This window comes from Pseudoalteromonas sp. MMG022 (assembly GCF_021654245.1).
Lineage (GTDB): Bacteria > Pseudomonadota > Gammaproteobacteria > Enterobacterales > Alteromonadaceae > Pseudoalteromonas > Pseudoalteromonas amylolytica.
Genome location: NZ_JAKFZQ010000008.1, coordinates 43520 through 56328 on the forward strand (window position 1 = coordinate 43520; position 12809 = coordinate 56328).

General features: G+C 42.5%; 10 protein-coding genes. 3 read left to right on the forward strand and 7 right to left on the reverse strand.

Annotation, left to right across the window (positions count from 1 at the left end):
- Positions 1 to 74 precede the first annotated feature (74 nt).
- Both L1070_RS09275 and L1070_RS09280 read left to right on the forward strand, forming a co-directional pair.
- Positions 75 to 503, forward strand: a complete 429-nt coding sequence (locus L1070_RS09275; protein ID WP_237125350.1) for an organic hydroperoxide resistance protein — start codon at positions 75 to 77, stop codon at positions 501 to 503.
- Positions 504 to 777: 274 nt separating this feature from the next.
- On the forward strand, positions 778 to 3144 hold the full coding sequence (locus L1070_RS09280) for a TonB-dependent receptor (RefSeq protein WP_237125351.1): 2367 nt from the start codon (positions 778 to 780) through the stop codon (positions 3142 to 3144).
- A gap of 62 nt (positions 3145 to 3206) precedes the next feature.
- Here L1070_RS09280 and L1070_RS09285 read toward each other — a convergent pair whose 3' ends face one another.
- From L1070_RS09285 to L1070_RS09310, 6 genes are all read right to left on the reverse strand, one after another.
- A complete protein-coding gene (locus tag L1070_RS09285; RefSeq protein WP_237125352.1) occupies positions 3207 to 5888 on the reverse strand; it encodes a DUF349 domain-containing protein in 2682 nt (893 codons plus the stop codon).
- Positions 5878 to 6159 carry a DUF1315 family protein gene (locus L1070_RS09290; protein WP_070986860.1) on the reverse strand — a complete coding sequence of 94 codons (282 nt, stop codon included), beginning with the start codon at positions 6157 to 6159 and terminating at the stop codon, positions 5878 to 5880. Before L1070_RS09290 ends, L1070_RS09285 begins: the two co-directional genes overlap by 11 nt.
- 2 nt (positions 6160 to 6161) lie before the next feature.
- Entirely contained in the window at positions 6162 to 6488 is a 327-nt protein-coding gene (locus L1070_RS09295) for a hypothetical protein (protein ID WP_070986952.1), read from the reverse strand.
- A gap of 78 nt (positions 6489 to 6566) precedes the next feature.
- Positions 6567 to 8297: an amino acid carrier protein gene (locus L1070_RS09300; RefSeq protein WP_237125353.1), complete on the reverse strand. Its 1731-nt coding sequence runs from the start codon at positions 8295 to 8297 to the stop codon at positions 6567 to 6569.
- Between the two features lie 64 nt (positions 8298 to 8361).
- A complete protein-coding gene (locus tag L1070_RS09305) occupies positions 8362 to 9489 on the reverse strand; it encodes a M14-type cytosolic carboxypeptidase (RefSeq protein ID WP_070986858.1) in 1128 nt (375 codons plus the stop codon).
- A 162-nt stretch (positions 9490 to 9651) separates the two neighbouring features.
- The gene (locus L1070_RS09310) at positions 9652 to 11097 is read right to left on the reverse strand and encodes a glyceraldehyde-3-phosphate dehydrogenase (protein ID WP_237125354.1); all 1446 of its coding nucleotides are present in this window, start codon (positions 11095 to 11097) and stop codon (positions 9652 to 9654) included.
- A 144-nt stretch (positions 11098 to 11241) separates the two neighbouring features.
- Between L1070_RS09310 and L1070_RS09315 the strand changes: the two genes are divergently transcribed.
- A complete protein-coding gene (locus L1070_RS09315) occupies positions 11242 to 12042 on the forward strand; it encodes a DUF2989 domain-containing protein (protein WP_237125355.1) in 801 nt (266 codons plus the stop codon).
- Positions 12043 to 12103: 61 nt separating this feature from the next.
- Here the strand turns inward: L1070_RS09315 and L1070_RS09320 are convergent, their stop codons facing one another.
- On the reverse strand, positions 12104 to 12685 hold the full coding sequence (locus L1070_RS09320; protein WP_237125356.1) for an ABC transporter substrate-binding protein: 582 nt from the start codon (positions 12683 to 12685) through the stop codon (positions 12104 to 12106).
- Positions 12686 to 12809: the final 124 nt, after the last annotated feature.

Here is a 12809-nt window from a genome sequence, read left to right on the forward strand (position 1 = left end):
AAGTATTTGCAAATTTGATTTTAATGTATATACTTTGCATGCAAACTAATTTTCAAATGCACAAGGAGCACATTATGAATAAGTTACAATCTATCGCTTACAGCGCACAAGCTACAGCCACTGGTGGCCGCGAAGGTACAGCTAAATCAGATGATTCACGCCTTAACGTGAAACTGTCAACACCTAAAGGTCTAGGCGGTGACGATGGCCCGGGCACCAACCCAGAGCAATTATTCGCAGCCGGTTATGCTGCGTGCTTTATTGGTGCGCTCAAGTTTGTTGCGGGGCAAAATAAAAAGTCACTACCAGCGGATACAAAAATTGACTCGCAGGTGGATATTGGTGCCATCGAAGGTGGCTTTGGTATCGCAGTAAAACTGGCCGTTACCATCCCTTCTATGCCAAAAGAAGAAGCCGAGCAGCTTGTTGAAAAAGCACATCAGGTATGCCCATATTCGAATGCAACTCGCGGTAACATAACTGTTGAACTCACTGTTAATTAATTTAAGGGTTAATAACCAAGTTAACACTCTAACAACTGGGCCTCTTACTCGCTTGAGGCCTTAGCTTATGAAATTAAAATTATATTATTAACTATCAATAGGTTGAACAACCACCCTTTTTCCACTATTAAAGCACATCGTTCTAACCATATAATTAGTATGCATTTTCTAATTACTTGTAACTAAAAATATAACAAAAGATTATTGTCTGTTTAATGAAACTACCGTAATCTGTTCCTTGCAATAATCACCATATTGTTCACAAGGAAAATGTATGAATAATAATAAGTTACTTAAAAGGAGCTTGATCAGCACTGCGATTTTTAGCTCTCTGTCCATGATGTCCACCATTGCTACCGCTGATGTTGGTGCCAATGAAGATCAACAATCACTTGAAGTTATTACGGTAACGTCTCGTAAAAAAGTTGAGACTATCCTTGAAATCCCAATGAGTGTTTCAGCTATCTCTGCCGCTGAAATGAGCAACCGAAACTACCTAGATGCCAGTGATATTTACCGCACACTTGCAGGCGCTGCGGCACCGCGAGGCGAGCTAATACTGCGTGGTCTAAGTGGAGGTAATGATACTACACCAGATACAACGGCCATTTTTACCGATGATATCCCTTATGAATTTACCAATCTGGCTGATATCGAACGTGTTGAAATCTTGCGAGGTCCGCAGGGCACACTTTATGGGTCTAATGCCATTGGTGGCACCGTACGCGTGATCACCAACAAGCCTCGTCTGGATGAGTTCGAGCTATTTGGCACAATGCAAGGTGCGGCTGAAAAAGACGTTGATGGCTATGATAGCAGCATGTCTTTAGGTGTTAATATTCCATTGATTTCAAATACCTTGGCGATGCGCGTTAACGGTAATATTACCAATGATATGGGCCCTATGGTAAACAAAGCAACGGGTGTACAACGTGAGAAAAAAACCAGTTTCTTACGTACCCAGCTATTGTGGCAACCCCAAGATGGCACTACCATCAACTTTGCTTACGTAAGAGATGAGCGTAACCCTCAAGGTACCACTTTAGGTGATACCTCGAAACCAGGTGGCTATTTCAGTTTGGATTACAAAGATAATCCAACCGCAAAGTATGGTTATGACGTCTCTCATAGTTGGAACGAATGTAACCCAAATTGGGGCCGCGTTCGTTGCGTACAAGGTAGTGAATTTGTCACCGGAGCTATAGATAAATACTCTGTATACAACACTTTCGATTACTGGGAAGAAGAGCAGTTTGATTTGTTCTCGGTTGCCGTTAATATCGACAACATCGCCGATATTGCATCGCTATCCTACACCGGCTCTTATCGCGAATATGAAACCCACTATCTAGATGATTGGTCACGTCTAGACGCGGCAGACATGTTTAAAACATGGATTATCACCCATGATGAAGAAGAGCGCACCACCCATGAACTCAGGTTACAAAACCTTGATGCGAATAGCCCATTAAGTTGGGCTGTGGGCTTCTTCTACGATAAGACCGAAGAGCCAAATACGCCAGATTATCAATGGCAATACCTAGAGCTTGGCGATAAAGTTTCAGCGGCCGCAGCGTATTGGTGGGGAGTTGATGCCCGTCAAATGGGTATAGATAAGTTTGGTGACCCTGCAAAAATTTGGAACTTAAGACGCTACAGCGCTTGGGACGAAGAGCAAGCCTTGTTTGCAGATGTAAGTTACACATTCCAAACTCAAGAGTTGGGTGAGTTTGAACTCAACGCGGGTGTGCGTCGTTTTAACCTTGAGGACTACAGTCATACCGAGACCGAAGGTGTATGGTCAGAAAGCGTGACGCTTACCTCAGGTAAAGAAGATGGCAATCGCTATAAGCTAAGTGCCTCATGGCGACCTGAAAAGCATTACTCTGTATATGCTCTGTATTCTGAGGGCTATCGCCCAGGCGGTAACAATGGACCATTGGCACAAGCCTGTGTTAACGACCCTAAAGCAGGAAACAGAAAAGACCGTTATACATCAGATGCAATCGATAACTATGAGTTAGGTGTTAAGGCGTCACTATTTGATGGCCGCTTCAGCTTTAGCTCTGCAATCTATAATATCGATTGGACAGACATCAAAACTGACATCTATATGGACACTTGTGGCTTTAGTTATACAGCCAACGCAGGTGCAGCTCGCTCTCGTGGCCTTGAATTTGAGTCTACCGCAAATCTAACCGATGACTTATCACTCATTGTTAACGCTTCTTATACCAAGTCAGAGTTAACAGAAGACAATGCATCCATTGGCGGAAGTAAAGGCGATGAAATGGCGCTAGTTCCTAAGTACAACGCCTACATTGCGCTTGACCAAGAGTTTGAGTTTAGAGGCCGTCCAGCGTTTATTCGCGCAGATGTCAGTGCTTACGGTAAGTACAAAACTCACTTTAATACCAAAGATGGTGACAATGTGCCGGCGTATCAAGTGTTCAACTTATCGGCTCGATATGAAGTAAACGATAACGTTAAACTTAGCTTGCACCTGAACAATGTGTTTGATAAAGAAACAGTTAAATATCAGAATGATAGAAGCAGAAGTGACAGTGCAACTGCACAAAAATACATTGAATTCTTACCAGGCAGAACATTGGCAGTACGTTTAGATTATATTTTCTTCTAAGCGGCGCTTGCCTAGACATAAAAAAATCCGATGCTAGCATCGGATTTTTTTATAAATAGAGTTTATTTTTTCAAAACTCTTAACAGCCGTTCGGTGTCAAGCTCGCTCTGCGCTGCACTCAAATAGTGCGCTAGGCATACCTCAAAGCTCACTTCTTCACCTTGAAGCTTAGCGTCTAGCATTGCTACCTGCTCAACCATACGCTGCTTTTTCATCTCTTGTGGCGATTCCACGTCTGCCAAAATTTCTAAACGAAGCATAAGCTGTGCTGGAACTAACTCTGTCGTGCCCTTTGGCTGCTGCCAAGTGGTAGGTAACAACTCACCCGCTTCAATTGCGTTTATAAGTTCAACATACTTTTGCTTATCCTGTTTCGCCTTTAATTGCTGTTGCAACTGAGCAATTTTATCCAACAGAGCTGCTTTTAGCTTTCGCAAACCGGGCACTAAATCCAGTGCTGAGACCTCAGCTGCCAATTTAGCTAGCTCCTCAACTGACTCTGCTTCATGCAGCTTTGAGGCATAGGCGTCCAACTGTGCCTGCTGCTCAACTTCGTGCTCAGATTGTTGCTGCTTTTGTAGTTCAAACTGCTCACTGCGTTTAGAAAATACTGCATCATTATGCTTTCTAAACGTCTGCCAAAGCGTATGTTCCTGCTTAGAGCCCGCAAAACCAATATTTTGCCACTGCTTTTGTAGTGCTTTTAGCTGTTCACATGCATCAGCCAGATCTTCAGATTCTAGTTGCTGCTGTGCCTGCTCCACAAGCTGTTGTTTAAGCCTAGCGTTGGCTTGATGATATGACTTCAAACGCTCGTTAACCGAACTGTAAACTGCTCGATAGTCGCCATTCAATGCCTTGTATACCGAACCATCTACGCTTCCAGCTGTACGCCACTGCTTTGCTAAACGATTGAATTGGCTTTCAAACTGGCGCCAGTCAAAGTTATCTGCATCTGCTTGTTGTGCCTCAAGTACTTTCATTTGCTCAATGATCTGAACCCGAGCCTGTTTTGCTTCTTCTCGCTGTTGCTCTTGCTGGGCAAAAAACTCACGACAAGGAGCAAATAGCTGCTCAATTTTTTCATCAAACTGCTGTGCCTGTGCCTTTTCTTCATCCGTATCTACACGGCCCAGCTCATTCCAACGAATACGAAGTAGTTTAACTTCTTCTGCGCGTTTTTTCGGATCTACATCTGTTTGCGCGAGCATTTCATCAACCTGAGTCAACAGTTCTGCACGCTTAGGCGTTGCTGCATACTTCTGCCAATCACGTACTTCTTGTAAAGACTCGTTCAAGCCCGTGTATAACTTTTCAATGCTCTGCTGATTATTTTCGGTCAGTTGTTGATAGTGCTCCAAGAAACCATTAAACACCCCAAAGGCAACATTGAAACGTCCCTGCTCAATCAAACGCTGCACGTCTTTACCTTTGCGTCTGGCTTGCTTTAAATGGTTTTGTTGCTCATCCAGCAACGGTGTGATGCCTTGTTTAAACTGTTTGCTTAGCGCATGTAATTGCTCAGATGCCTGCTTTTGAAGATCATCGGGAAGCTGACGCAAAATTGCTTTACATTCATCATAGGCAGATTTTTGCTCAGCCACTCTTTTGTCCAGCAGTTCTTTTTCGTCAGTAGGCTTGATAACTGCTAGTGCCTCCAAAGCCGCTTTTATTTGTTTGCTTGCCGCAATAAGTTCTGGGATCTTAGTCAACTGTTTAGCAAAGGTTTCGATACGCTTGCGCTGCTCTACTAACTCTTTACAGTCAGCAAATTCGCTCTGAGCGAGCATACTACTTAATTGAGTTAACTGTTCATCTAATGACTTGCTTTGCTGCTCATCTAACTCACTAATTGCCTTAGCTAATTGCTGTGCAAACGCATCAATCGCAGCTATGCTTGATTTAATTTCATTTGCTTTAGCTTGTTCTGCCTGTATTTTAGCTTGCTCGGCCTCAAACTCAGCCTTTTGCTTTGCGATGTGCTGTTCAAGCTTCTTGTTGATGCTGGTAAACTTCTTATCAACTGCCTTAATCGCTTCGTCATCTAGCCATTTTAGTTCAATCTCTTGCCACTCACTTAATAGCGCTTTCGCTTGTTCATTAACTTGCTGATAATCGAACTTGTCGCGTAGTGCGTTCAGCTTCGCCAACACCATTTTGGTTTGCTGCTCAACCTGTTGCGGCATTTCTTTGGCAAGCCTCTGCTGCTCAATTCGCTGTTCAATAGCCGTTTTCGCTTCACCTTGCGCACTTTTCAAAACTGCTTTATCTAATTGATATTGCTCTGTAAGAGGTAACAACGCGACTTGTACCGCCTCACCACCCTCTTTAAAAGCCCGCTCTATGAGCTTCGCGTTTGCTAAACGTTTGAGCAGTTTAACTCTAAATTGTATTTCACCTTCTGAAAAAGCGAGCTTTTCAAGCAATTTTGTCGGAGCGTATTTGTCGATATACTCGCTACGAATGTCATCACTCAGTGCGTCATTTTTGTTAAGCACTGCGCTGGAAATCTGCTGCTCTGCCAATTCTTTTAAGCTTTGGTCCTGCTTATATGCTTGCCACCACAACACCAGATCATTAACCTTGTGCAATGCTTTCTTGCGGATCTCTGTTGAGCTATCTTGCAAGGCTAAGGTTTGTAATACCTCCGCGTCTTTCCCTGTATCTAATTTATCAACTGCCGCCAAACGTACTGCCGTTTTTGGGTGCTTCCATTTAGGCGTAAAAAGGTGTTTAAAGATCATGTTCACTGAACCTAGCTATTTCATTTTGGGTTTTAAATTCTTGTTGTAACTCACGCTTTGACTTTTGAACCATTTCGCCGCGCTCATTAATGGTAAATTGCTCATTACTTTTAGCAACTTTCGCCTGATATAGCATCACTAACTGCACCGTTTGGGCTTTTTGCGCCTCGTTAAGCGGCGTACCATCTGGCCATTTGCCTGTTGCAGCACCATACTGGAGACGCTCGTACACTTCTGGTGTTAAGCTTTTTACTATACTGTCAATATTCATCGCTACTTTTTCTTTTTCAAATAAATCAACACAACTCGGTTAACCAAGTACCACACACAGCCCACAGCAATGGCTCCCTGTGCCGCTATCATCTGTAACGAATCCGGCTCAGGTTGGTGCCAATACATATATAAAAAGCCACCAAGGAATAAAATCAATGCCAAAAACGAATGATTCATAAACTTTTGTTGTTTACTGATACGTTTTTTTATCGCAAGTCGTTCAATCTGTTCTTCAGTCAGCTCACCCAATTGCAGTTGGCAATGCGGGCATACCTTAGTTTTATTTGAAATGGATTTGCTGCAACCAGGACATTGTACAATTGCCATAAATAACTCTCCAAATGCTACAAAAAAAGCGCCCATAGTGGGCGCCATTTTACTCGTTTTCTATTCGAATGTCTTTGTTCAATTCGACTCGTTTACGCGCATGTTGTTTTTATCGTCACTTTTTTGGTCACTAGATGCATGTTCTTTGTGTTCACGATTAAATTTCTGCCAGTAATCATCTACAGAGTCTTTCATTTCTTTACGCAGCAAGAAAATACCAAACAAGTTTGGTAGAGTCATAACCACTATCGCCACCGCTGCTAATTTCCAAACGAGTGTGGTATCAGCAAATGACGCCCAGAAAAAGCCCGCCACATAAAATACTCGATAAGGCATGACTGAACGACTGCCTAGTAAATAGATCATGGCTCTGTCACCGTAATATGACCATGCAATCGCCGTTGAAAATGCAAACATCAACAAACCAATCGATACGATATATTGACCGTTTTCACCAAAGAAACCACGAGTGAAGGCCTTGGTTGTCAGCTCAGCTGAGTGAACCAAAGATTCACCACGAATACTGATGCTGTCATCAACCAGCTTACCTTTGTCCACTTCCACTGTACCTGTGTAAACATGACGCTCTGTAATACCGAAGCGAATGTTTTCACCAATCGAGCGTGAATGAATAATCGTAAAGTCATCACTTAGCGCCTTGCCCTGCAACACTTCTATATTGCCTGTATACGGCTGCACCGAATGTTCTTTACCACCGTTGAGATATTGATACAGTTCCTGGCGTTGCTGCGGGTCATTTTCACTGTACTTACCATGGAGAATAGTCATTGATGAACGCTCAAACTGAGTATCAAACTTTTCAGACCACACGCCAGATGACAAAATAACCAAACCAGTGAGTGTACAAATAATAATAGTATCAATGAATGGTTCTAAAATAGATACCATCCCTTCCGAAACTGGCTCATCGGCCTTTGCAGAGGCGTGCGCAATTGGCGCAGAACCCTGACCGGCTTCATTGGAGAATAAACCACGGTTTACACCTCGGTTGAAGGCATAAGCAAATGACGCACCTAAGAAACCACCAGCTGCGGCGGAGCCTGTGAACGCGTTGGTGAATACAGCGGCAAATGACGGTGCGATATTTTCAATGTTGTAAAAAATAACGGCTAACGCGCCCACGATGTAGATAGCTGCCATAATTGGCACAATGCGAGAAGTAATCGCAGCGATACGTTTGATCCCACCAAGAATTACTAGCGCCAATAATACAGATAACACACCACCTGTGTGCCAAGGTTCAATGCCAAAAGTTGCTTCCATACCTTGCGCAATGTTATTGATCTGCGGCAGGCTTCCTGTACCAAATGAACTGATCACAGTTGCTATAGCAAATAATATAGCCAGCCACTTCATGTTTAAGCGACGGTCCATATAGTACATAGGGCCACCAGCCATTGTGCCATCATCGGTTTTGACACGGTACTTATGCGATAAGGTGACCTCTACAAACTTGGTCGTCATACCGAAAAATGCAGTCATCCACATCCAAAACAACGCTGCAGGACCACCAATAGAGATAGCCAACGCTACACCACCAATATTACCCGTGCCCACAGTGCCCGACAAAGCAGTTGCCAGAGCTTGAAAGTGAGTAGTGTCCCCTTCATGACTTTTTTTATCAAACTTACCCGTTACTACTTTACATGCATGCTTAAAGTAGCGAACTTGTGGGAACTTGAGATAAATTGTAAAGAATAAACCTACCCCTAAAAGTACATATGGGAACCAAACGGATCCCCCTAAAATGCTATCTAGAAAATCTAGAAACTGTCCAAATGCATCCACGACTCATCCTCTTGTTGTTATACGTAAAAAGCAACCGAATAACGGTTGCTTTTTGGGTTAATTATTATCTTAATTTATCTACGACACTCACAATCGCCGCGAGCGTGTCTTGTCCAAACTGGTATGAACGTCTGTCTGACCAACCATAGTAAGGATCTGGCAAATTAGCATTATCCTTAAACGGCATTTCAACGGTATAAGCTAACGTTTTAAATGCCTCACCCACAGCACAGGACGCAACGGTTAGGTTTGCCTCACCTGGAGCGTCTTTATCATAGCCAAATTCATCTTGAAACTCAGGCGTAATCGTCAATAGTGCAGCTTTGAAAGTATCTTCAAGTTCTTTGATACGTGCATCATAACTTGGTATCCCTTCACCACCTGCCACAAAATTGTACGGTAGCGCTTCATCACCGTGAATGTCTAGATACATATCAACGCCAGTCTCATGCATTTTATTTAACACGTGATATACTTCTGGAGATTTTTCTAAGCTTGGTGTTTGCCATTCACGGTTCAAGTTAACGCCTGCAGCATTCGTGCGTAGATGACCTCGCACACTACCATCTGGGTTCATATTAGGCACTATGTGGAATACGGCTTTTGACAATAATGCAGCTGCATGCGGGTCTTCATCATCTAACAGCTTATGTAGCAAGCCTTCAACAAACCACTCAGCCATTGTTTCACCAGGGTGTTGACGCGCGGTGATCCAGATTTGCTTTTTACCGTCCTCAGGCTCCCCTACAGTAAGTAGACCAATGTCACGGCCATCTAGTGTTTCACCCAGTGTTTCAATGGCGCAAATGTCATGGCTTTGTGCCCAATATAATAAATCTAGGTGACGCTCATAACTATACGGTGCGAAATAAGCAAAGTAGGTGTGTGAAAATTCAGGTTCAAAATCAATAATTAAACGGCCATCTTCATAATGACTCGGCACTCTAAACCATGTTTGACGATCGTATGATGCAACCGCATGATAGTCATCCCATCCTTCTGGATAAGCTGACTTTTCAAGACCATTAATATGTAGTTTGTGACCTAAAAATGGTGTGCTCTCTAAACGAAAGTGAAACCACTGAAAAAAATCGGATTCATTGTCTTTATTAATTTCCAACTGAATATCAAGAGGCTCGCTAGCCGCTAGCACCTTGATATTACCACTGTCAAAATTACTGGTGATCTTCATCATGTACCTTAATTGTTTTACCCCGTTCATTTTGAGCGGGAGAACTTCGCTGTTAATTCTTGTTAGCTGACTGTAACGTAATACGCTCAAGAGTATCACAGCCTGCTACGTTCAAAAACTAAAAAAGCCAGCAAATGCTGGCTTTTTAAGACTATCAACGTATTAACGAGGCAGACTTGGGAATGATACTTCTGCCATATCACGCATAACACGTACTACCTGACAGCTATAACCAAACTCGTTGTCATACCAAACGTAAAGAACAACGCGATCACCATCAACAATTGTTGCTTGTGAATCTACTACGCCCGCATAACGGCTACCAACTAAGTCTGTTGATACGATTTCTGTTGACGCTGTGTAATCGATTTGATCACGTAAGTCAGAGTAAAGCGATGTGTTACGTAAAAACTCGTTCAACTCTTCACGGTCAGTCGCTGTTTCTAGGTTTAAGTTAATGATTGCCATCGAAACATTTGGTGTAGGTACGCGGATAGCGTTACCTGTTAGCTTACCCGCAAGTTCCGGAAGTGCCTTAGCAACCGCTTTTGCAGCACCAGTTGAGGTAATAACCATGTTCAATGCCGCACTGCGACCACGACGCTCTGCTTTGTGATAGTTGTCGATCAAGTTTTGGTCATTAGTGTATGAGTGAACCGTTTCTACGTGGCCATTCTTTATACCAAACTTATCATTTATAGCTTTTAGAACAGGAGTGATTGCGTTGGTTGTACAACTTGCAGCTGATACAATCTTGTCTTCACTCTTAATGTCTTGATTGTTTACACCGTAAACAACATTTTTGATGTCGCCTTTAGCAGGTGCAGTCAATAGTACTTTTGCTGCGCCTGTTGATTTAAGGTGCAGGCCAAGACCATCTTCATCTTTCCAAATACCGGTATTGTCAACGATCAACGCGTTCTCAATGCCGTATTTTGTGTAATCTACTTCATCTGGAGAGTTTGAATAGATAACTTGAATGTAGTTACCGTTAGCTTTAATCGCGCTCTTTTCATGGTCAACTGTGATTGAACCGTTGAAAGGCCCATGGATAGAGTCACGACGTAGTAAGCTTGCACGCTTTTCTAAGTCACCATCACGACCGCCACGAACAACGATAGCGCGTAGGCGTAAATCAGCGTGAGAGCCGCCACGTTCAATAAGTAGGCGCGCTAATAAACGACCAATACGGCCAAAACCATAAAGCACAACGTCGCGAGGCTTTTGCTCATCGCCTTTGTTGATTAGCTCAGCAAGCTCAGCGTTAAGATATTCTTCGATTGAGCGGCCTTCACCAGCATTTTTATAAATGTAGCCATATGCTAGTTTGCCTAAATCGATGCGTGCTGGTGCTAAGTCCATTTTGCTGATAGCTTCTAAAAATGGGAAGCTTTCGCGCAAACGCAGTTTACGCTCTTCAAAGCGTGCAACAGTTTTGTGTGCTTTGATCACGTCGATGGTACTGGTGTTTACCAAAGGACGGCCATAAACCGCGATTTCGATACCAGAGTTACGATATAAGCGACCAATAATTGGTTGCATATTTTCTGCGTAATCTTGGCGTTCTTGCCAGCTATTTTGATATTCTTGCTCGTGAGATAAGGTCATTTTTTCTGCCTAATAAACAATTTTTTGAACGGATAGCCCTATCGGGCACACGTATTCTAATTTAAACCGCCGTGATTCTCCACTGTTACTCATCAATTCATTGGGCTAGAATACTCATAATAAATGACGACAAGAGGAAATCTCATGGCATTAAGACAATCTATTGTCTTGTCTGTATTGCTATTGGCAGGCTGTGATAACGCCATTACGTTGAGTCGAGTGTGCGACGAAACGCCTGGATTTTGTAGTGACTTAAACACAGATAGTCATTGTAGAGAAGAGCGCGCGGAGGTAATTGTTGCGCGTTATCATGAATACAAGAAGCCAACCGACGAAAATAAGTACCAGCTACTTAAACTATTCGAAGACTATGACAAATGTGTCTCCCTCGCGGCCAAAATTGAACACATAAAACTAAAAGAAAAAACCACGTCTCGCGTCAATGGTCATTTAACAAGCCTTAAAGAAATTAATCGCATTTTTAAAGAAACATTAAACACCACACATCCTGGGTTACTGTATTACCATTGGTCACGCAACGCTAATCGAGCGGCGTTAAATAAATTACTCAACATGCAAGAACAAAAAGTGGTTAAAGATGATCCGGAGATTCAGCTCTTTTTGGCAACCTTTTATGCCAAGATTGATGATGATAAAACGGTCGACTTGTTGTACCGCGTTTTAGAGTTAAATAAGAAAGGCCAACAACCCGCTCCAGAAGTATACGAAACTCTGACGAGTATTTTTTATAAGCAAGAAAAATACAAACATGCTTATACCTTTGCTAAGGTGGCAAAACTATCTGGCTATGAAAATGTGGATATTATTCCCATTGAACATCAAATTACCAGCCTTGGTAAATCGCTAGATCCGTTGAACGATTTAGCACAAAAAACCTATACCAGTATTCAAGAAGGTACCTTTGTATCACCTAGAGAATTTTAAAAAAAAGAGCAGCGGTTGCTGCTCTTAAACTTTTAACTTTAAAGTCGGAAAGTTAAAACTGTTACGCCTTATTTTTTAGCTCTTGTGTTACTTGAGCCAAACCCACTTCAGAAATGCGAGTAATAATCTCTTTTTGCTTGGCACTGAGCAATGAAATGCCTTCTGCAACCATATCGTAGACTTTCCAGCTACCGTCTTTCGATTGTCTGAATTTAAAGTGCATATCGATATCAGGTCCTGACATTTCTTTAATCACCACTTTTACGGTAGCAAATTCATTGTCACCAAGCGGCAACTCTTCAAACAGTACATTTTGCCCTTTGTACTGCAACAAAGCGTTGGCATAGGTTGCTACTAAGTAGCTATCCACCGCATTGATAAATTCAACGGCTTCAGCTCGTTGCAAGCCTTTTATATGCTTACCCAGCAATTTAAATGACACAAACTTCACATCTATATGCGGCATTAATCGGCTACGTACGATGTTCTTCATAACATCAGGTTGAGCTTTGCCGTCTTTGTTAACCGCTTTAATATCGGTAAATAATTCGTCACCTACTTTGGTAATTAACTGATAGGGTGTGTCCGATGCAAAGCTAAAGGCTGAAAACAGCATCGCTAACACGATAATTAATCTGTTCATGAGTAAACGTCCTAAATGTTTATATGGCGATATGGTACGCAAACATTTCATGCATAAAAAGATGCAAATAAGCACATACTTGATGCCAAATCAGCACCAATAAATTTCCGTTTATTGCTGCCAT